The sequence below is a fragment of the Nostoc sp. genome, assembly GCF_036916575.1.
Classification (GTDB): domain Bacteria; phylum Cyanobacteriota; class Cyanobacteriia; order Cyanobacteriales; family Nostocaceae; genus Nostoc.
Window position 1 is genome coordinate 55,197 of sequence record NZ_JBALGC010000072.1, and the last position, 19,823, is coordinate 75,019.

At 42.8% G+C, this 19,823-nt stretch carries 20 protein-coding genes; 10 read left to right on the plus strand and 10 right to left on the minus strand.

Annotated features, from left to right (window positions below):
* The first annotated feature begins 16 nt into the window (after positions 1–16).
* Both V7L29_RS15125 and V7L29_RS15130 read left to right on the plus strand, forming a co-directional pair.
* On the plus strand, positions 17–442 hold the full coding sequence (locus tag V7L29_RS15125) for a response regulator (protein ID WP_334692877.1): 426 nt from the start codon (positions 17–19) through the stop codon (positions 440–442).
* 5 nt (positions 443–447) lie between these two features.
* Positions 448–2,748 (plus strand): hybrid sensor histidine kinase/response regulator, encoded by a 2,301-nt coding sequence (locus V7L29_RS15130; protein WP_334736002.1) that lies wholly within the window; start codon positions 448–450, stop codon positions 2,746–2,748.
* 475 nt (positions 2,749–3,223) lie between these two features.
* On the opposite strand, the gene ychF is transcribed toward V7L29_RS15130, so the two are convergent.
* The 3 genes from ychF to yidD all read right to left on the minus strand — a co-directional run bounded on the left by ychF (position 3,224) and on the right by yidD (position 4,987).
* Positions 3,224–4,315, minus strand: a complete 1,092-nt coding sequence (ychF, locus tag V7L29_RS15135; protein WP_334693681.1) for a redox-regulated ATPase YchF — start codon at positions 4,313–4,315, stop codon at positions 3,224–3,226.
* 45 nt (positions 4,316–4,360) lie between these two features.
* Positions 4,361–4,588 carry a hypothetical protein gene (locus V7L29_RS15140; protein ID WP_334693680.1) on the minus strand — a complete coding sequence of 76 codons (228 nt, stop codon included), beginning with the start codon at positions 4,586–4,588 and terminating at the stop codon, positions 4,361–4,363.
* Positions 4,589–4,753: 165 nt separating this feature from the next.
* Positions 4,754–4,987 carry a membrane protein insertion efficiency factor YidD gene (yidD, locus tag V7L29_RS15145; protein ID WP_334736003.1) on the minus strand — a complete coding sequence of 78 codons (234 nt, stop codon included), beginning with the start codon at positions 4,985–4,987 and terminating at the stop codon, positions 4,754–4,756.
* A 60-nt stretch (positions 4,988–5,047) separates the two neighbouring features.
* Here yidD and V7L29_RS15150 point away from each other — a divergent pair, with 60 nt between their 5' ends.
* Both V7L29_RS15150 and V7L29_RS15155 read left to right on the plus strand, forming a co-directional pair.
* Positions 5,048–5,752, plus strand: a complete 705-nt coding sequence (locus V7L29_RS15150; protein ID WP_334693678.1) for a diacylglycerol/polyprenol kinase family protein — start codon at positions 5,048–5,050, stop codon at positions 5,750–5,752.
* A 141-nt stretch (positions 5,753–5,893) separates the two neighbouring features.
* On the plus strand, positions 5,894–6,256 hold the full coding sequence (locus V7L29_RS15155) for a hypothetical protein (protein WP_334693677.1): 363 nt from the start codon (positions 5,894–5,896) through the stop codon (positions 6,254–6,256).
* A gap of 553 nt (positions 6,257–6,809) precedes the next feature.
* Here the strand turns inward: V7L29_RS15155 and V7L29_RS15160 are convergent.
* Positions 6,810–7,709 (minus strand): alpha/beta fold hydrolase, encoded by a 900-nt coding sequence (locus V7L29_RS15160; protein WP_334736004.1) that lies wholly within the window; start codon positions 7,707–7,709, stop codon positions 6,810–6,812.
* Between the two features lie 400 nt (positions 7,710–8,109).
* Here V7L29_RS15160 and V7L29_RS15165 point away from each other — a divergent pair, with 400 nt between their 5' ends.
* From V7L29_RS15165 to V7L29_RS15180, 4 genes are all read left to right on the plus strand, one after another.
* Complete coding sequence (locus tag V7L29_RS15165; RefSeq protein ID WP_334736005.1) at positions 8,110–8,664, plus strand: thioredoxin family protein; 555 nt, start codon at positions 8,110–8,112, stop codon at positions 8,662–8,664.
* A gap of 71 nt (positions 8,665–8,735) precedes the next feature.
* Positions 8,736–9,464: a UMP kinase gene (pyrH, locus tag V7L29_RS15170; RefSeq protein ID WP_334693674.1), complete on the plus strand. Its 729-nt coding sequence runs from the start codon at positions 8,736–8,738 to the stop codon at positions 9,462–9,464.
* Positions 9,451–9,999, plus strand: coding sequence for a ribosome recycling factor (frr, locus tag V7L29_RS15175; RefSeq protein WP_334693673.1), 549 nt, complete (start codon positions 9,451–9,453; stop codon positions 9,997–9,999). The genes pyrH and frr overlap by 14 nt, the downstream gene beginning before the upstream one ends.
* Positions 10,000–10,135: 136 nt before the next feature.
* Positions 10,136–11,257, plus strand: coding sequence for a geranylgeranyl reductase family protein (locus V7L29_RS15180; RefSeq protein WP_334736006.1), 1,122 nt, complete (start codon positions 10,136–10,138; stop codon positions 11,255–11,257).
* A 755-nt stretch (positions 11,258–12,012) separates the two neighbouring features.
* On the opposite strand, the gene V7L29_RS15185 is transcribed toward V7L29_RS15180, so the two are convergent.
* Both V7L29_RS15185 and V7L29_RS15190 read right to left on the minus strand, forming a co-directional pair.
* The gene (locus tag V7L29_RS15185; protein ID WP_334736007.1) at positions 12,013–12,882 is read right to left on the minus strand and encodes a CPBP family intramembrane glutamic endopeptidase; all 870 of its coding nucleotides are present in this window, start codon (positions 12,880–12,882) and stop codon (positions 12,013–12,015) included.
* Between the two features lie 185 nt (positions 12,883–13,067).
* Entirely contained in the window at positions 13,068–13,505 is a 438-nt protein-coding gene (locus V7L29_RS15190; protein ID WP_334693670.1) for an AbrB family transcriptional regulator, read from the minus strand.
* Between the two features lie 1,471 nt (positions 13,506–14,976).
* Here V7L29_RS15190 and V7L29_RS15195 point away from each other — a divergent pair.
* Positions 14,977–15,990: a succinate dehydrogenase/fumarate reductase iron-sulfur subunit gene (locus V7L29_RS15195; RefSeq protein ID WP_334736026.1), complete on the plus strand. Its 1,014-nt coding sequence runs from the start codon at positions 14,977–14,979 to the stop codon at positions 15,988–15,990.
* 82 nt (positions 15,991–16,072) lie between these two features.
* Here the strand turns inward: V7L29_RS15195 and V7L29_RS15200 are convergent, their stop codons facing one another.
* The 4 genes from V7L29_RS15200 to psbX all read right to left on the minus strand — a co-directional run bounded on the left by V7L29_RS15200 (position 16,073) and on the right by psbX (position 19,091).
* Positions 16,073–16,597: a TolB family protein gene (locus V7L29_RS15200; RefSeq protein WP_334736008.1), complete on the minus strand. Its 525-nt coding sequence runs from the start codon at positions 16,595–16,597 to the stop codon at positions 16,073–16,075.
* A gap of 606 nt (positions 16,598–17,203) precedes the next feature.
* A complete protein-coding gene (locus V7L29_RS15205) occupies positions 17,204–17,764 on the minus strand; it encodes a TolB family protein (RefSeq protein ID WP_334689038.1) in 561 nt (186 codons plus the stop codon).
* A 47-nt stretch (positions 17,765–17,811) separates the two neighbouring features.
* Complete coding sequence (locus V7L29_RS15210) at positions 17,812–18,723, minus strand: Ycf66 family protein (protein WP_334736009.1); 912 nt, start codon at positions 18,721–18,723, stop codon at positions 17,812–17,814.
* 248 nt (positions 18,724–18,971) lie between these two features.
* Positions 18,972–19,091 carry a photosystem II reaction center X protein gene (gene psbX, locus V7L29_RS15215; RefSeq protein ID WP_334736010.1) on the minus strand — a complete coding sequence of 40 codons (120 nt, stop codon included), beginning with the start codon at positions 19,089–19,091 and terminating at the stop codon, positions 18,972–18,974.
* Positions 19,092–19,458: 367 nt separating this feature from the next.
* Here psbX and V7L29_RS15220 point away from each other — a divergent pair, with 367 nt between their 5' ends.
* Complete coding sequence (locus tag V7L29_RS15220) at positions 19,459–19,752, plus strand: YggT family protein (RefSeq protein ID WP_334689041.1); 294 nt, start codon at positions 19,459–19,461, stop codon at positions 19,750–19,752.
* Positions 19,753–19,823 lie beyond the last annotated feature (71 nt).

The window sequence follows — 19,823 nt, forward strand, 5'->3', positions numbered from 1 at the left end:
CACCATAAGAGGGATTATGCCTGTTGAGGTTTTGTTGGTAGAGGACAATCCTGGCGATGTCCAACTCACACGCATCGCCCTAGAAGATAGCAAAATCCCGATCCACTTGAATGTGGTCGAAGATGGTGTTGAGGCAATGGCATTCTTGCGAAAACAGGAAAAATATGTCAAAGCAGCCCATCCAGATATTGTGTTACTCGATTTCAACCTCCCTAGAAAAGATGGACGGGAAGTACTGGCAGAAATTAAAAAAGATGAAAATCTCAAAAGAATTCCTGTAGTCGTCCTCACAACTTCCCAAGCTCAAGAAGACATCCTCAAAGCTTATAATTTATCTGCAAATTGTTACATAACTAAGCCAGTAGATTTCGATCAATTCGTTAAAATTGTACAATCAATAGAAAATTTTTGGTTTGCGATCGTAAAACTGCCACCGGAGTAATGAAAATGGCAGGTACAAATATTAAAGTTTTATTAGTAGAAGATAACCCTGGCGATGTCTTTTTATTACAGGAGTTTTTAAAGGAAGTTACCACAGTTGTAGTTGATTTGATGCCTGTTGTGCGGCTTTCGGAAGCACTCAACTACCTAGCAAAGGAAATTTTTGATGTAATTCTGTTAGACCTCTCGCTGCCAGATAGCCAGGGACTAGAAACCTTTGTTATCACTCACGATCAGGCAAAAGCAACTCCGATAATTGTACTCACGGGTATAGACGATGAAACCCTGGCAATTAGGGCAATGCAGGAAGGAGCGCAGGATTATTTGGTGAAAGGGCAAGTAACTGGCGACTTGCTCGTGCGCTCAATGCGTTATGCGATCGAGCGTCAACGGGCAGACGACGCACTGCGCCATAGTGAGGAGCGATTTCGGGTTGCCCTGAAAAACTCTCCAATTTTTGTTTACAACCAAGATAGGGAGTTACGGTACACTTGGGTTTACAATCCTCCCTATGGATTGACGGTTGAGGAAATGTTGGGCAAAAAAGACTTGGATATCATCCCAGTTGAAGATGCTCAACGTCTCACCACAATTAAACGTGGAGTGTTAACCACTGGCATAGGAACGCGAGAGGAAGTATCAATTACAATCAAAGATACAACTCGATATTACGATTTAACTGTCGAGCCATTGCGGAACGAGTCGCAAGAAGTTGTCGGCGTGACTTGCGCCAGTATTGATATTAGCGAACGGCAAGCGGCGCTGCGCGAACAGCAAGCTGCCCTACGCGATCGCAAATTGGCAGAAGAAAAAATTCGCGAACAAGCAGCATTACTAGATGTCACTACAGATGCGATTTGTGTGCGAGATTTAAACAATCAAATTATCTTCTGGAACAAAGGTGCAGAAACACTTTACGGCTGGCAAGCTACAGAGGCTTGGGGCAAAAATGCTAGTAAGCTTTTGTATGACGAACCTTCACCAGAAATCGAAGCGGCTCTGTTGCAAGTTATTAGTAAAGGTAAGTGGCAGGGAGAGTTAACAAAACTCACTAAAATGGATAAAGAAATCCTCGTTGCTAGTCGCTGGAGTCTGGTATGCGATGAACAAGGGAGACCCAAATCAATTCTCACCGTTGACACAGATATTACCGAGAAAAAACTCCTAGAAGCCCAATTGTTTCGCGCTCAACGCCTGGAAAGTATTGGCACTCTAGCTAGTGGCATTGCTCATGACCTCAACAATATCTTGACACCGATTCTGGCAGGAGCGCAACTGTTACCACTCAAATTTCCTGATGCAGATGAGCGGACCCGCCATCTATTAGAGATTTTGGAAATCAACGCTAGACGCGGCGCTGATTTAGTCAAACAAGTGCTGTCCTTTGCGCGGGGTGTGGAAGGGAAACGCATCACTTTGCAACTCAAGCATTTGATTGTGGAAGTTGCCAAGATTCTTAAAGAGACATTTCCTAAATCCATAGAAGTCAGCACTGATGTACCGCAAGATTTGTGGATGGTTTCTGGAGATAGCACCCAACTGCATCAAGTGCTGATGAACCTCTGCGTCAACGCCCGTGATGCTATGCCGAATGGCGGTAGTTTGACTATCTCTGCCGAGAATCTGTTGATTGACGAAAATTCTGCCCGCATGAACCTGGAAGCCAAAGAGGGGCCATACACAGTGATTACTGTCTTTGATACTGGAGTTGGGATTCCTAGAGAAATCTTAGATAGAATTTTCGAGCCATTCTTTACCACAAAAGATGTGGGACAAGGCACAGGGTTAGGACTTTCCACCGTACTTGGGATCATTAAAAGTCACAGAGGTTTTGTGAACGTGGATAGCGAACCGGGAAGTGGCACTAGCTTTAAGGTTTACTTACCAGCAGTGGAGGGAATGGAAACACTCAGCCTTGAAGATTTGCCACCACAGACAGGACATGGAGAATTGATTTTGGTTGTGGATGATGAAACTGCCATTCAAGAGATTACGAGAACATCACTGGAAGCTCACAACTACAAAACCATAATTGCCAGTGATGGCATTGAGGCGATCGCGCTATACGCTCAAAATAGGGACAAAATTAGTGTCGTACTGATGGATATTATGCTGCCTTCGCTGGATGGTTTAACTGCCATCCGTACCCTGCGAAAAATCAACCCCCAAGTCAGAATTATTGCTAGTAGTGGACTTATGTCTGACAAGAGGCTAAATGCAGTAGCTGCCATTGGTGTGAATACGTTTTTGTCAAAGCCCTATACTGTCAACGAATTATTGCTTTCTTTACAGAAAGTACTATCGTGAGTCAAGTAATACCAATTCATAATTTATAATTCAAAATTTATAATTCAAAATTTATAATTCAAAATTAAGAAAGCCTCCCCTGCCTCAAGAGCTTATGCGAACCGTATTGAGATAACCCCGACTTCGCAAGGAAGTTATGCAGTCGCTCCTCGCCTTCACTCTTATCAACAGCGCTTTTGGGCAAGTCAATCAATTCCATTTCTTACTCAATTTTCTTAAAAGCGCCCAATTCTATAATTAATTTCATCATTATTAGTTGATGTGCATTGATTTAAATCTATGTATTACGTGAGCCTCAATTTAACCCAACGTCACATCAATATTTTGAGGATTGCTGGTTTATTTGCGATCGCCTAGCAACTCCCTTAAGCAGCAGTATGCGTATATTGAAAGTTTAGTCAAGTTATTTAGAGCGATCGCAACCTAGTGTAGGTTGACCATTATCTTATCGATAACGGCCACTCATTAATTACCCCTACACATTAAAGCGGAACAACATTACATCCCCTTCCTGCACAACATACTCTTTCCCTTCACTGCGAACCAACCCTTTCTCCTTTGCCGCATTCATCGAACCAGTTGTTACTAAGTCTTTATAAGCAACAGTTTCGGCGCGAATAAATCCCCGCTCAAAATCACTGTGAATTACACCAGCAGCTTGAGGTGCAGACATTCCCGTATTAATTGTCCAAGCGCGGGTTTCTTTGGGGCCCGAAGTAAAATATGTTCGTAAGCCTAAAAGAGTGTAGGTTGCACGAATCAATGATTTCAAACCGCCTTCTTCCACACCTAAAGACGCAAGGAAATCCGCTTTATCTTCATCTGGTAATTCCACTAATTCAGCTTCAACTTGGGCAGAAACAATCACAACTTGGGCATTTTCTGTCGCTGCAATTTGCCGCACTGTTTCTACAAAATCATTACCAGTTGCCAACTCATCTTCAGATACATTCGCAGCGTAGATAATCGGCTTATAAGTAAGCAGATCCAATCCTTTAATAATTACTATTTCTTCTTCATTCAAGCTTACCTGACGCACCGATTTACCTTCATTTAAAGCCGCAGCTAATTTTTCTAAAACTGTGATTTCAAACTGTGCATCTTTACTGGTACGAGCTTGTTTGCGAGTGCGATCAATTCGCCGCTCAATTTGTGCTAAATCTGATAAACCCAGTTCTATATTAATGATTTCAATATCTCGTGCTGGGTCAACAGAACCAGCAACGTGGATAATATCGTCATTTTCAAAACAACGTACCACATGGACGATCGCATCAACTTCCCGGATGTGGGACAGGAATTGATTCCCTAGTCCCTCACCCTGACTTGCACCTTTAACTAAACCAGCAATATCGACAAATTCAACCCGCGCCGGGATAATTTGTGCCGAACTGGCAATCTTAGCAAGAACATTTAACCGCTCATCCGGTACTGCGACTACGCCGACATTCGGTTCAATCGTGCAAAAAGGGAAGTTAGCTGCTTCTGCTTTGGCATTAGCAACTACAGCATTAAATAAAGTTGATTTTCCGACGTTGGGAAGTCCGACAATTCCGGCTCTTAGCATTTTGGATTTTAGATTTGGGATTTTGGATTACATTACCAAGGTAATTCAAACAGGTTCCGGTATGGTTTGGGGAATGGGAGCAGGTACTGTTTGAGGAATCGGAGCAGGTACTGGTTCTGGTACAGGCCCCGGTAAAGGTTGAGGTATCGCTGGCCCCGGTACAGGTTCGGGACTCGGTAGCGGGTTCGGTTCAGGATTGGGACTTGGTAGCGGACTTGGACCAGGAGTAGGAATTTGTGGATCGGGTATAGAAATAGCAGTGGGATTAATCATCGTAAGTCTAAATTAAATTATTCAACCTTTTCAAATTAGATGACAACCTGAGCTGTTGACATCTCCCCAAATGGCTATACCCATGAACACTTACTTTAAAAATTTACCGTTCTTATTACTCTGCCATCTCCCCTTCCCTAAATTCAACAAATTTGTACTAAATTACTACTCTGTGACTTTTTCTACCACCTCTGGCACTGGATCGTAACCACCTGGATGAAACGGATGACAGCGCAAAATCCGCCGAGTTGCCATCCACCCACCACGCAAGACTCCAAATCGTTCAATAGCTTGAATAGCATACATCGAACAAGTTGGTTGAAAGCGACAAGTTGGGAGAAACAACGGCGAGATAAACATTCGGTAACCCCGAATCAGCCAAATTAATAATAGTTTCATTGCAGTTGCCCAAATCTTATAAATTAGTAACAGAGGTAAAAATTTTCATTTGTTGCATCTTTGTTAATTACATTTTCTGACTTCACTTCAATTCCGGTTTTATGGCTGCAAATTGCATTGGCTGCAATTTGGGTGTTACTCATCCTCCTGATTGCATGGGTGGTAAACCGTTTTGCTGACAAGCCAGAAATCGTGCGGAAGATAGTTCATATTGGCACTGGGAATGTGATTTTAATCGCTTGGTGGCTCGATATTCCCGCCAGTGTAGGGATTACAGCTTCTATTTTAGCGAGTGTAATTACCTTATTATCTTACCGATTGCCCATTCTTCCTGGTATTAATAGCGTTGGCCGCCAAAGTTTAGGGACTTTTTTTTACTCTGTCAGTTTCGGTATTTTAGTTGCCTGGTTCTGGTACTTGCAACAACCCCAGTACGCAGCACTAGGAATTTTGATTATGACTTGGGGAGATGGACTAGCAGCCTTGATTGGGCAGCGTTTTGGTAAACATAAGTATAAAGTTTTTGGGACAGAAAAAAGTTGGGAAGGCTCTCTAACGATGATGCTTGTTAGCTATTTCGTCAGTAGTTTGATTTTAGTTGGAACTCAAGGAAACAGTTGGCAAACTTGGGCAATATCGCTGATAGTAGCAGTTATAGCTACTGCTTTAGAAGCTGTTTCATTTTTGGGTATTGACAATTTAACAGTTCCTTTGGGCAGTGCAGCACTTGCCTTCTTTTTAACTCAGTTAGTTTTGTTGAATTAGTAATTGCCTTGAGTACTATTTCAAACAATGTCTTAAAGAGAAAGTAGCACTATATTTTAGATTTAGAAAGGAAATTGGACGATATCTTTGAACTTAACAATACTTATCATTAATCTCAAAATTTTCTTCTAGGAAGAAAAAATGATGCTTATAAATCGATTATTTAAAGGACTAGCTGTTGTATTGACAGTAATGGGAGGCATAGTAATTATTTGGTTCTTAGTTAACTTGGTACAGACGCAGCTAAGAATATCGTCCTCTCATTTTGAAGGCGATTTTTCAGCCACCAGGTTTGCTATATTATTAACTTCACAGCTTCCAAAAATTGAACTAAATATCAAACTTGTGTTCCTTGCTAGCGCAGTTGAGATTGCCTTATTCTGGCTACTAGTACTTCTTGATGTTGTCTCTCGACATCGTGGTTTAATAGCTACTTTAGTCCTCTTTATTTTCGTTGGAATTGTCGTCTTTATTGTTTACAGTCAGTATTTAAGTGTATTTTAGCTGATTGACAAAATTTACTCTATTCTAACCTCTCACAGATGATTACCGCGATCGCTCCAAAATCCAGAAGAAACAACGCGTGGATCTTGTCAGGATAATCTAGACAAGTTATAGATGTGACTAGGATATTGGGCATCGTACCTCAATTCCTGTTTGGTTAATACCTTAGTCACTTTCTCAACTATGAAACGATTCCCAATTTTAAAATCTCTCCTGCTGTTTCTTCTCCTTGCTTCCTGTTCCCAGTCGAACACAATAGTTATTGGTGCTGATCTCTATGACAAAAATGACAACAGTTACTTCGGAAAAGTCTTGAGCATTGAAGAAAACCATAAATTCTCGAATGGGCTTACAGGCAAGGGAGTGAAAATTCAACGTCGGTCAAATTCGTTGCAGTCAGAGTGGATCTCATACGATGTTGCTCAGAACTCTTTCTCTATTAAATCTCCAGGTACTAAGTGAGCGTCAGGTTTTTAGAAAAATAAATCGTTTTTTATATAGGCGATTATTATATTCAATACCACCCATTACATGAAAATTCAGTCCTTGTCTATTACCGCGATCGCTCCAAAATCCAATCGAGTAAAATCGGATTGACTAACTCCGGCGCTTCATCCTGCGGACAATGCCCCACTCCCTCTAAAGGAATAAACTTTTCTACTTGCGGAAAGTTAGCTAATTCTCTCCCTAATTTAATTGGTTCCCACGGATCAGCCGTTCCCCACAAGATAATCGCCGGACAGGCTAATAGTGGTAAAAGTTCTTCAGGTAATGGCCCTGTAGAATAAGAAGTAAAAGCCAGAAACACAGCTCCAGCCCCCGGATCACTTGCTGGTGAAGTGAGAATATCTACTAACTCATCTGTCACCACCTCAGCATTAGCATAGGCTTGCAGTAGAATCTTCCGCACCGTTTTCGGTTTGGCGAGTTGATTGAAAAAGAACTCGCCAACTGGTTTGATAGATAACAGGCGTTGCAGTAAAGGCGCTCCGAAACGACGAGACCAAGGTAAAGTTACCCGTTTGCGATCGTGCAACAGCCGTAAAGAACAGTTGAGCAAAGCAACTCCTAAGGCAATATCTGGGTTGCCTACTGCTGCTTGCATGGCTACAATACAGCCAATAGAATTTCCGACTAAAAAAGCTGGCTCACCCACTACTTCGCAGCAAAAATCTGCTACTTGCTGTCCCCAGGTTTCTAATATGTAGGCAATTTTTTCACCAGGTTGAGGTTTTGCAGAAGCGCCAAAACCAATCAAATCAATTGCATAAACACGGCAATTTTGTGCTAGTACGGGAATATTTTTCTGCCAGTGCCACCAAGAAGCGCCAAATCCATGCACGAGGACAACAGCTGGGCCAGTGGTTCCTTGGGTTTGATAGCAGATAGAGAAATCTTGCCAAATCCAGGTTTTTGTAGAGGTAAGTGCTGTTTTTGAATTTGAAGTTGTCATGGGAAATTTTATGAAAACAAGGGTAAAAGCCTTTCAGCAGCAAGCCGCAAGCAAAATTGTTTTGAATTTGAATAAAATGTATCAGATTTTAAAAGTAAATCCTTTGCTCTAGCGATAACTTAGACATACACCATTTGTTGATAGAGGTAATTTACTCACAACTTAGATTATGTCAGTATTAGAAATTATAATTTCTATAATGTGAGTACTATTTTCGTTATTTTTAGATGTTAGTGAATTAGCATCAGTGCTAGATTCAGTAGTTTCACAATTTACGATAGCTATGTGAGTCTATAAGATTGTCGGATATGAGGCATCGGCTAAGGGGTGGTTTGCAACTGGAAACTGACGCTGAATTTAACAACATTTTTCTTGTTCCTAGTTCTGCGAGCCAGACAACATGAATATACTAGAAACAATCGATACTCCCATTGGGAGCTATGCACCAGATTTTGAACTGCCAGGAATTGATGATCAAGTACACCATCTTAGGCGTTATCTTGAAAAGTTCCGAGCAGTCGGCGTCATTTCTATGTGTAACCACTGTCCTTATGTAGAGTGGTATCTAGACAGGTTAAAAAATATTCAAGCCGAATTCACCCCGAAAGGCTTTACACTAATTGGCATGAATGGTAGTGATGGTGATCACAACACTAGGTCAAGCTTTGAAAATATGAAAGCTTTTGCCCTGCATCATCAGTTGAATTTCCCTTACCTGTGGGACTCGACCCAAGATGTGACCCGCAGTTTTGGTGCCACAAAAACACCAATGGCCTTTTTAATCGATACTAATGGTATAGTACGCTACAAAGGTCAAATTGACAATCATCCCCAAGACCCATTATCGGTAGGAGAGGATTATTTGAGAGCGGCGATCGCTTCTCTGTTTCTTGATGAAGAAATAGATATACCACAAACAGAACCAATAGGTACTACATTGATTTGGCGTAACTAGACATAGATAGTCCCTGTAACTGCTATCTTAAATTGGAGGCAATTGCAACTTTTTTGATAAAGCGTAACTTCATGGGAACGAATTACCGACGGGTTTTACTCAAACTGAGCGGTGAAGCCTTAATGGGCAACATGGGCTATGGCATTGATCCAGAAGTGGTCAAAGGAATAGCACAAGAGGTAGCAGAGGTGATCGCCACTGGCACTCAAATGGCCATAGTTGTTGGCGGCGGCAATATTTTTCGTGGCGTCAAAGCGGCGTCGGCGGGGATGGACAGGGCAACCGCTGACTACATAGGGATGATTGCCACGGTAATGAACGCCATGACGCTGCAAGATTCGCTAGAACGTATAGGGGTACAAACGCGGGTGCAAACTGCGATCGCTATGCAAGAATTAGCAGAACCGTATATCCGTCGTCGTGCCATCCGCCATCTTGAAAAAGGACGGGTGGTAATTTTTGGTGCTGGTTCTGGAAATCCCTTCTTTACTACAGATACCACTGCGGCATTAAGAGCCGCAGAAATTGATGCGGAAGTGATTTTTAAAGCCACCAAAGTAGACGGAATATATGATGCTGATCCTCATATTTATCCTGACGCCAAGCGTTACAATAGCCTCACCTACGCGCACGTTTTAGCCAAAGATTTGCGGGTGATGGATAGTACTGCGATCGCCTTGTGTAAAGAAAATAATATCCCAATTTTGGTATTTGACCTAACGGTGCGAGGAAACATCCACCGAGCAGTCTTGGGAGAATCCATCGGCACCCTTGTGGGAGGTTCTTGTGAAATTAGCTGAAGCTGAGAGTACGATGCAAAAAACCGTTGAGGCGACTCAACGATCTTTTAACACGATTCGCACTGGTCGCGCCAATGCGAGTCTATTAGATAAGGTATTGGTGGACTATTACGGTTCGCCTACGCCCCTGAAATCACTGGCAAACATTAGCACCCCAGATGCCACGACGATCTTAATTCAACCCTATGATCGCAGCAGTTTAAATATAGTCGAAAAAGCGATTTCTTTGTCTGATGTCGGTTTAACCCCCAGCAACGACGGTTCCGTGATTCGGTTGAATATTCCGCCCTTGACAAGTGATCGCCGTAAAGAATTCGTCAAAACGGCATCTAAGTATGCTGAAGAGGGTCGTGTTGCTATTCGCAATATCCGTCGCGATGTTATAGATGCCATTCGCAAACAAGAAAAAAATACTGAAATTTCTGAAGATGAAGCACGGGATCAGCAAGATAAATTGCAAAAACTGACAAACAAATACACCGCCAGAATAGACGAATTGCTGGCAGAAAAAGAAAAAGACATCACGACTGTTTAAAGTCTAAAGTCTGAAGCATAAAGGCTGAAGGATGATGGATAAATTCTTCAGCCTTTATCATTTCTTAGGTATTTAACAAAAATTGATCAACTATTTCAATAGGAAATAAACTAATTCAGGAGCAAAATTCAGCCATATGTACGACTGCATCATCGTCGGCGCTGGTCCAGCTGGTGGAACAGCTGCATATCATTTAGCCAAGCAAGGTCGCTCAGTATTAGTGTTGGAAAAAGAATCCCTGCCAAGATATAAACCTTGTGGTGGTGGTGTATCTCCAGCGATCGCTCAATGGTTTGACTTTGATTTTAGCCCAGCGATTTCTGTCAAAGCCGACTCCTTTCGCTTTACCTGGAAATTGGGCGACCCCGTGGAAGCAAAAATCTCCACAAAAGAACCAGTCTGGATGGTGCGACGAGATATTTTTGACCATTTCCTAGTGCAGCAAGGACAGAAGCAAGGGGCTGAACTACGAGATAATACTGAAGTAACGGGTATTGAGTTTCAAAGTGACTATTGGCAAGTTAACACAGCCAATGGCTCAGTTACAGGTCGCTACTTAATTGCGGCTGATGGTGCCAAAGGATCAATGGCAAAATGGCTAGGCTTTAAAGAACGTAAACGCAGTTTAGCAGGAGCTTTGGAAGCAGAAGTTCCCGCAACTGTCAAGGACAAATCCACAATTCACCTCGAGTTGGGCTTGGTGAAAAATGGCTACATTTGGAACTTCCCGAAGGCGGACGGTTATTCCATTGGTGTCGGTACATTTATCGGCGGCGAACGCCAAGACTTTAAGAAGATTTTAGATGAGTACGCGCGATCATTTAATCTAGATATCAAAACTAGCAAGCAGTATGGTTATCCCCTTTGCTTGTGGAATGGCAACCAAAAGTTGCATACCCAAAATGCAATTTTGGCTGGGGAAGCTGCTTGTGTAGTTTATCCCATGACAGCAGAGGGCATTCGTCCGTCAATTTTTAGCGGTTTGATTGCAGCAGGAGTCATTAATCAGGCACTTTCTGGTGACATCAACGCTTTAGAAAAATATAGTGAAGCCATTAATGAAGAATGGGGTACTGAGATGGCTTGGGCACAAAAATTAGCTGGAGCATTCTATCGCTTTCCTGGTATTGGCTACAAAGTTGGTGTTAAGCATCCCTCCGGTGCCCAAATCATGGGTAAAATTCTCTGTGGAGAACTGCGCTATGGCGATGTTGCCGATCGTGCTTTGAAGCGTTTAGTGCCTGGTTTTGGAGGCTAGTCAATAGTCATTAGGGGACTGACAAATAAAAAAATACTCAATTACTTCTTCTGGGGTGGGCGTCTTGCCCGCCCTACAAGATTGGATCACTGCATTGCGGGGGTTCTAACGGGACTTAAACATTTTTTCGGGACAAACAAGCCTCAAACCCATACAGGGTAAGAGAAATACACCAAATACTCAAAAATGGCTCAAACCCAGATATATCAAGAAACTAAGCCTAACGATGTCAAAGTCTTTGTGTATATAGATTTGAGGCTATTTTATGGATGTTTATTTGTTTAAGTCCCACTAAGAGTTGTAGCAAGTGGCGTGAGACGCGCAAAAGGACAAGCCGGGAAACCCTTGACGCTCGATTACTCGCTACCGCTACGCTAACGGCAGTTCCTCATAGGGAGCCAGTGCGCCGTTGCGCTCTGCCGACTTGTCCCTTGCGCGTCTCCGACAGGAGAAGCAACTAGCGTGGAAACCCCTTACAGCCCTTCTCTACGAGACGCTCCGCGAACGGGCATCCTACGGCAGGCGCTAGCCTTTCCCTTTGGGAGAAGACCGGACTGCCTCACAAACGCAGTAATACCGTTTCACTTTAAGGTTGATACAAATAGGCAGCAGTGGGGCAGGGAGCAGTTCTTGCTGGGGGAAAGAATTAAAGACCAATCATTTGTATCAGCCATTTTGTGAAATGGTATAACTCCCCAACCTACGTAGGTTAAGGTTTTTGGCTTCAAACCAAGCGTATTGAGTTATACGCAAAATTAAAAATATTTAGAGAAAAACCAGATAATCACTCCAGTTCCTAATACACAAATAACTCCCGCCAAACCAGCTAGGGGTTTTTTGTTCTTACCTGTGAACCAGTCAGAGACTTTACCTGTGTAAGTAATTAGTTCTGCTGTATCTAGGGTTGCGATCGCCCATACCCATCCCGCGTGCAGTCCCCAAGCTAAACCCAAATTGCCGCTAGACGCAAAGCGTGCCAACACCAGCACCATTCCCATCAACCACAATCCAGGGAGTTGGGGTACGGTTTCGCGTTGCTCCCAAACCAAGTGTAGCAAAGCAAAAATCAAGCTAGAAACTGCTGCTGCTAGCCAAACTGGATAATCCTGGGTTAATTCAGTGAACAGGAAACCGCGAAAAACTAACTCTTCTATCCCACCGACTAATAACGCTATCAACAAAATCGGTAGCAAGATGGGTAGTAGTAACTTGAAATTCGTCTTTTCAAAAGAACACCAACCTAACCCGAATTGCCCACTAAATATAATAGCTAGGCTCACCACTCCCAAACCTAAACCTAGTGCTAAAGAACCAAGAGTTGAAAGATTCCCAACAAAGCCATAATCCGAAAAAGATTTATTGGTCAGCCAACTAACTCCCCATAGAATCAGAGGAGCTAATAGATAGAGTGACGCCAATAATGGCATCTTTTGCTCTGGCTGCAAAGGTTGGGGAGGTTGCCAATTGAGCAATATTGCTGATACTGTTGCGACTGGCAACCAGCAAACTATCCAGAAAATAAAAAATGCCATCACTACAACTAGTGCTGGTGCATTTTCCATAAACGCCTGTAAGGCGTTGACCGAAGGCTTAAAAAAAGTTATCAAAATAAACAAAAAAAACACGATAGACTTCTTGCACTATAGATCTCTTGCTGATTAATCAAGACTCTACTAAATTTGGTGACTTCTGCAAGGGGTCTAATCGTATTTTTTACTTGGGACAAAATTTTCTAAATAGAACTACTAGTTTGCTGTCGGAGTAAGGACAAGTTATCATCACCTGAAACTTATCCCTACCATCAACAAATTTACTCTTCCTCTTCCAAATCTTCATCCAATTCGTCGGAGTCTACATCTTGTGAGGTTAGTTTTTTATCGCTTTCACCGAGTTGAATCAGGTGAATATGCTTGTATCCCAGCCTAATTTCAAACTCATCTCCAGGTTTTAAGCCCATTGCTTTGGTATATGTAGCACCAATCACAATCTGACCATTTTGATGGACACTAACCCGATACGTCGGTTCACGACCCCGACCATCTTTAGGTGCTTCTGGACTTAGAGGAATTCCTCTAGCCGATAGCAAAGCGTCATAAAAATCGGTGAGATTGACACGAACCTGGTTATTCTTAGTAACAGTGTAATAGCCGCACTGTTTAGCTCTTTCTCGGCGTGGTAAAGTGGAAAGTTCTTTTACTTTAGCAAGTAGTGCTTTTCCGGTTAATGGCGCGGTTGCAGTTTCAGTCATTATGCTCAAATTTTCCTTACTCTCTCCAAACTGATAAACGATGTAGTCTCATGCCAGCATTTGACTTTTTAGCATTTGCATAGAGCTACTTAGGACTCTAGTGTAACGGGTGAATTCCTGCCGATAGGAGCCAAAAGCACTTCTATATATGGTTGTCCACAACCAATTAGAGGTCATAGTTGCCACAGACATTAATTTTGGTGATGTTACGGCACTTTTAACCATTATTCGCCATTAGAAAGAAAACTATTTTCTTCTTTGGCGCTACTGTAGCGGTGTAACTTTCAGCCACCTTTACAAATTGGGTTGGATCTACTACAAATAAGTCGTAAATCCAAAAAATTGCAGGTTTTCCACTTCTAGTGCTTGCCCTTCTGGCCAATGAGCAAGTAAAGTTTTCTCTACTCGTCCTCTCAAACTTAGAACAGCATAGTATTTCAATAGAGTCCTACGGGCATACGCCCTTTTGTCCTGCCAGTAGAGACGCAAATTTTCTTGTCTCTACATTACAAATCAACAAAGCAGTAGTAGCCGCGCTTATACGGCTATTGATTCTGATTTTGTTACTTCGTAATTTTATATTAAATACTAGCATGGACTAATAATAGCAAAATAGTTGTTTAATTTTGAATTAAAGTTGCTGGTAAATTTTTATTTAAATTCCTGGACTTAAAGAATAAAAAAGCAGTGACGATTTTCTTAACCCTTTATTGCAAGCGTGAGTATTGCCCTATGGCTTTTATAAAAATTTATGTAATTGAGACGAGCCGTTTTGACCAGTGAGTTCAATCCAAGATTTTCTTGATTGAGAGGAAGCGAAAAAGCGAAAAGTCTCGTGCATCCGGGTTTCCCGGTGCAAAAACTTTTCTTTGAAAGTGGTGAGGATTTTTGCTCGATTTATTATCTTAAGGTCAAAAGCGGTCAGAGGATTTTGCACGTCTGTCTATGGGAAGAATAAATCTCTTAACATATGTCTAGCGCTTAATTGCCACTACTATATATTAAACATGTGGTTTTACACCTCTATATAATCAAAAAATTCCGCCTTCGCTACCGCTTAACGGAATTTTCCAGCCCGGACTGCTTGACTCAGGTTGACATCAAGACGTGTCACTAACCTGACATGCATTTAATTTGGATATTATCGTTAGGTCAAAGATGAACCTCAGTCCCTTTCTAAGCAAACCTCCTTTCCTTTATATTCTCAAACAGCTAAATTTAATGCAAAGCTGCAATTACATTTTTGGCGTTTTAACTCAGAATTTGACACAAATCTTGCCTAGAGGGCTGCTACAACTAAAATTTTAATGGTTATCCTTAAACTAGAATCAGTCGCTCTTTCATCGTCAGCCTGTTAACACCAGAGTTTGAATTAAGGGCAAAAAAAGTATAGCTTACTTTTCGCAACTAGCTGCCTTGACGCATGATTGTTAAGGCTGGTGAAGCAATTTTAAAATTTTGGTTAATGGTCATGGAAGTTATTTTTAAGGTCATTCGACAGCAACAAAATTCCTCTCCTGTTGTGCAAACCTACCTTGTAGAGGCAGAACCAGGTAATACAATCTTGGATTGCCTCAATCATATTAAGTGGGAGCAAGATGGAACTTTGGCCTTTCGCAAAAATTGCCGCAATACCATTTGTGGTAGCTGTGCTATGCGAATTAATGGGCGTTCGGCTTTAGCTTGTAAGGAAAATGTTGGCAGTGAACTTGCCAGATTACAACAAATATCATCATCCCAAAGTAAAGTAAATGCCATTGCCGAAATCACGATCGCTCCTCTCGGCAATATGCCCGTGATTAAAGATTTGGTTGTAGATATGAGCAGTTTCTGGAATAATCTAGAAGCAGTTGCTCCTTATGTAAGTACGGCAGCACGACAAGTACCAGAAAGAGAGTTTTTGCAAACACCACAAGAGCGATCGCGCCTCGATCAAACTGGCAACTGTATTATGTGCGGTGCTTGTTACTCTGAATGCAACGCCCGTGAAGTTGATCCAAACTTTGTTGGTCCCCATGCCCTTGCCAAAGCTTATCGGATGGTAGCAGACTCCCGCGATAGTGACACCGAAAATCGTTTAGCAAGCTACAACGAAGGTACTAAAGGCGTATGGGGTTGCACTCGTTGTTTGTACTGCGATTCAGTTTGTCCAATGGAAGTTGCACCATTAGAACAAATCACCAAAATTAAACAAGAAATTCTCACCCACAAACAAGCCAGCGATAGTCGCTCACTTCGTCACCGGAAAGTATTGGTGGATTTAGTTAAAGAAGGTGGTTGGATTGATGAACGTCAATTTGGTTTACAAGTTGTCGGTAACTACTTTCGGGATTTAAAAGGATTACTCAGTCTTGCACCCCTCGGTTTGCGGATGATCCTCCGGGGTAAGTTTCCCATGTCCTTTGAAGCTTCAGAAGGGACGCAACAAGTGCGATCGCTCATTGAATCTGTGCAACAAGCAAAGGGACAGGGAACTAGGGATTAGGGATTGGGTATTAGGTTATGAGGTATTAGGTATTGGGATTAAAAAAATTCTTTCCCAGTCCCTAGTCCCCTGTCCCCTGATCTCAACGCGGTTCTTGAGGTATATTCAACGGTTGTCCATAACGGTCATATACTAAAACATCCCACTGCCCATTGTTACTAGATTCAAAAGCAATCCTACTACCATCAGCGCTAATTGTAGGGTTGCGGACTTCCGCTTGCAGGTTATTAGTCAAATTCCGTGATTGACGTGTTTCCCGGTCATAGAGAAAAATAGCCGATCGCCCCTGACGGCTTGCACCAAACACAACATAACGACCATCTTGGGAAACACTAGGATGAGTTGCGATCGCATCAAAGGAGTTTAAACCTGGCAAATCAACCAAATCACGAGTCACCGTATCAAACATATAAACATCTTGACTACCGCGTCGGTCAGTAATAAAAACAATGTATCTCCCAGATATTTGGGGGTTTAATTCTGACGCTAGACTGTTGAGACTCCGACCCCCCGGATCAAAGGGATAACTCAAAATGCGAGGGTAGCCAAAACACCCAGTCAATAAACTTAAACATATAAATATAGGTATAAAAAAAATACGTTTCATATAACTTAGTCATTAGTTATTAGTCATTAGTCAATAGTCTCATAACTTATAAGAGGATGTTTGAAAAGTATTAGGCGAATAGAATTCGCTACTACACAATCAAAGTCTACCTCTGTAGACTTAATGCAAAATCAAGGGTTTTATAACACACAAAGGTGGGTAAAGTCTCGTGTAGCCAAGCCAGTGCGCCCTTGCGCTCTGCCGACTTGTCCCTTGCGCGTCTCCGACAGGAGAAGCAACTGGCGTGCGGCTTATAGCTTGCTTGTCTAGTAGGGGTACGTAGTCAAACCCAACAAAGTCGCGAAAATATTGGGTTACCCTTCTCCTATCAGAGACGCTACGCGAACGGGTAGACGCCCGGAGGGCGTCTACGTCCCTCAAACGCCACTTGCTATCATAGCGGGAACGCTAAGAGCGAACAAGTCGGAAAACCGCAAGGGCGCAGTGGCTCCCCAACCTACGCTGGTTTTGGTTTTTGGCTTTAACCCAAGCGTATTGGCTTATAGTCACCAGGGCTAGTAATAAATTAGACTTTTCAAACATCCTCTAACTCCTAACCGGAGGCGGAGCGTCTTTGGCTTTGCTCCTAACTCCTAACTTTCTCCCCTACGGAGGTGAACCTACGGTTGCACCGTTAGGAATATCTAACTCAATATTTGGTCCCCGGTCTAGGACTTCAATATCCCACTGACCCCGGCTGGCGGTTTCAAAGACAACATAACGTCCATCTGGGCTGATATTTGGTTTCCTGACCCAGCCGCGATAGATTGGTGTAACGATTTGCGACTGTTGCGTAGCGCGATCGTAAAGCGCCACCACTGGTCTACCTTGGTCACTAGTAATATAAGCAATATAACGCCCGGTGTAGCTCAAGCTAGGACTTTCAGCAATTGTCTCCTGTCGGTTTATCCCTGGTGTGCCAATAAACAGTTGCCTCTCCAAATCGTATACCAATAACTGCTGATTACCATTCCGATTAGACACAAACGCTAAAAAACGCCCATTTCCACTCAAAGCAGGTTGCTCCTCGGTGTAGCGACTGTTGAGGGAAGTAGGCCCTATGGAAATATCGTTAGAACCACAAGATGCAAGCAAACTTGTTAAACCAAAAACCAGGCTCCAATGAATTGGTCTTTGGAGCCAAAATATAAGCGTAAATTTTTCCACCTCAACTGTTTTCCGTCGCCTCTAAACCTACTTGCACACCAACTGTTTTAAACATCATCAAAATCGGTGGAATTATCTGGCCCCTCATTTGGCTTTTCAACCGGGTTGTATGGTACATAATCAGTTGGTATCGCCTCATCATCTTCGCGCCCTCTTCGAGGAGTCGAGTCACTGGGTGGACGACGCCTTCTTGGTCTGGGAGCAACATCATCTTCACGACTTTCGGGACGCTGGGGCCCGTTATTACTGCGGCGAGAAGGTTTTCTGACTTCCCCACCCGAACTTTCCCAATCATCAACTTCCCTAGATAAAGAACCCCAATTTTCTTCTTCAGAGCTTTCAGAAGGGCGATTCACAGGACGCCCAGAAGTACGCCGCCGCGTTCTATCAGTTGGAGCCTGTCTTTCACTACTGCTGCTATTGCGGCGTTCTGAACGACGTGGGGGTTGCTCCTCGTAGTAGTCATCACGAGTTGAAATCTCATCCCTACTACCCCGAATCCGGGGACGCACGGGGCGCTCCTCTTCTTCATAAGGTAATGGATCTAAGTCTGCATCCATTTCAGCTTGATACTTTCTGCGATCATTGTATGAATAGCGATCGCTAATCGGTCGGTCTTCGTCCACAATCGGAGTGTTACGCTTTGCTTGCTGGGTAGCTATACTTCGCAGACGAATACTTTCTACTGCAAAAAACACAGTTGTGCCAACTAAAAGCAGTTGACCAAATTGGAGAATCGGGTCTAGCCGCCATCCTTGAAACACAAGAATGAAGCCGCAGAGCAAGCCCACTGCCGCAAAAAAGATATCTTGATCCCGTGACAATTCTGGACGCACAGTGCGGAGAAAATACAGTGCTGCCCCAGCCACAGCCAGGAAAATTCCTAGAATACTGGCTGAGTTTGCCCCAAAATTTACCTGAGCCAGAAAACTGGCTGAGTTCAGCCCAAAATTTATCATTGCTGTTTTCCCAATATCAAATCTATGTTAGCGAGTCACAATTAAAATCACTACTCCGATTAGGCACGATATATTAAAGCTTCAAAGCCTCTGGTAAAGAAGCTCTGAAGCTGTTCACCGAAAAATAAAAAAACCTATGTTTCTCAGCTACAACTGCCACCAGCGGCAGAAACTGCTGCTTTTAGTGCAATTAATGTAGATAGCTGACAGACAATCGATTGTGAGAGTTAATTCAACTCTCATAAGGATTATGAACGCTGAATTTTATCTTTCTGGCTAATGAAAATTAGACCAATTGTAGCGGGTACTACGACAATTGCAGCACCCCAAACCAGACTCCAAAGAAAATTTGCTAAAGAAGGCGTCATACTTCTCAACCTTTTTTTACACACTTCATCCTAATTTTAATAGTGTATTACTTTCTTGAGAAGCCTCTAAGTCTGAACTGCCAAACTTGGTAACTGCTTTCATCAATTGTTGAGTTAACCGCGTGGGCGAGTTTGCTTTTCTATTCCAGAAGGAAGTGACAGCATTTGGTTAAAATGATCATGAGAGTGCTTTACAAAGCTTCAAATTTTCTGGCGATGTCTACGACGGGCTATGCCTACGCGAAGCGCTGTGAGCTAGCGCGGTCTTCTCCCCTTGGGAGAGGCTAGCGACGCAGGAGCGCCACCCGAAGGGCTTACCGTTGCCTAAGTTTTTTCTTTCTTTACAGATAAATAGTAGCTTAAACCGATGACTGGTGTTAACCTGACTGCTTGGATTCTGGGCCCTGTGTTAGGGCTGATGACATTTTTATTTATATTCCGGATCATTCTCACTTGGTATCCGCAAGTGGATCTGAATCGTTTGCCTTTTAATTTAATAGCTTGGCCTACTGAACCATTTTTAATACCGTTGCGAAAGCTAGTCCAACCTATAGGCGGGGTAGATATTACACCTATTATTTGGGTTGGCATCTTCAGTCTGTTGCGAGAAATCCTGCTAGGTCAGCAAGGATTACTAACTATGCTATCTCGTGTCAATTAGGGATGGAGCATGGGACATTAGGCATTGAAAAGAGGCAGAGGGGCGGGGTGCTCTTAGCAGAGGGGAAAATT

Excerpts from the sequence above, each read along its gene's own strand:
- V7L29_RS15125 (WP_334692877.1), top strand. The coding sequence starts at position 17 with ATGCCTGTTGAGGTTTTGTTGGTAGAGGACAATCCTGGCGATGTCCAA.
- V7L29_RS15130 (WP_334736002.1), top strand. The coding sequence starts at position 448 with ATGGCAGGTACAAATATTAAAGTTTTATTAGTAGAAGATAACCCTGGC.
- ychF (WP_334693681.1), bottom strand. The coding sequence starts at position 4,315 with ATGCTAAGAGCCGGAATTGTCGGACTTCCCAACGTCGGAAAATCAACT.
- V7L29_RS15140 (WP_334693680.1), bottom strand. The coding sequence starts at position 4,588 with ATGATTAATCCCACTGCTATTTCTATACCCGATCCACAAATTCCTACT.
- yidD (WP_334736003.1), bottom strand. The coding sequence starts at position 4,987 with ATGAAACTATTATTAATTTGGCTGATTCGGGGTTACCGAATGTTTATC.
- V7L29_RS15155 (WP_334693677.1), top strand. The coding sequence starts at position 5,894 with ATGATGCTTATAAATCGATTATTTAAAGGACTAGCTGTTGTATTGACA.
- V7L29_RS15160 (WP_334736004.1), bottom strand. The coding sequence starts at position 7,709 with ATGACAACTTCAAATTCAAAAACAGCACTTACCTCTACAAAAACCTGG.
- V7L29_RS15165 (WP_334736005.1), top strand. The coding sequence starts at position 8,110 with ATGAATATACTAGAAACAATCGATACTCCCATTGGGAGCTATGCACCA.
- pyrH (WP_334693674.1), top strand. The coding sequence starts at position 8,736 with ATGGGAACGAATTACCGACGGGTTTTACTCAAACTGAGCGGTGAAGCC.
- V7L29_RS15180 (WP_334736006.1), top strand. The coding sequence starts at position 10,136 with ATGTACGACTGCATCATCGTCGGCGCTGGTCCAGCTGGTGGAACAGCT.
- V7L29_RS15190 (WP_334693670.1), bottom strand. The coding sequence starts at position 13,505 with ATGACTGAAACTGCAACCGCGCCATTAACCGGAAAAGCACTACTTGCT.
- V7L29_RS15195 (WP_334736026.1), top strand. The coding sequence starts at position 14,977 with ATGGAAGTTATTTTTAAGGTCATTCGACAGCAACAAAATTCCTCTCCT.
- V7L29_RS15200 (WP_334736008.1), bottom strand. The coding sequence starts at position 16,597 with ATGAAACGTATTTTTTTTATACCTATATTTATATGTTTAAGTTTATTG.
- V7L29_RS15210 (WP_334736009.1), bottom strand. The coding sequence starts at position 18,723 with ATGATAAATTTTGGGCTGAACTCAGCCAGTTTTCTGGCTCAGGTAAAT.
- psbX (WP_334736010.1), bottom strand. The coding sequence starts at position 19,091 with ATGACGCCTTCTTTAGCAAATTTTCTTTGGAGTCTGGTTTGGGGTGCT.
- V7L29_RS15220 (WP_334689041.1), top strand. The coding sequence starts at position 19,459 with ATGACTGGTGTTAACCTGACTGCTTGGATTCTGGGCCCTGTGTTAGGG.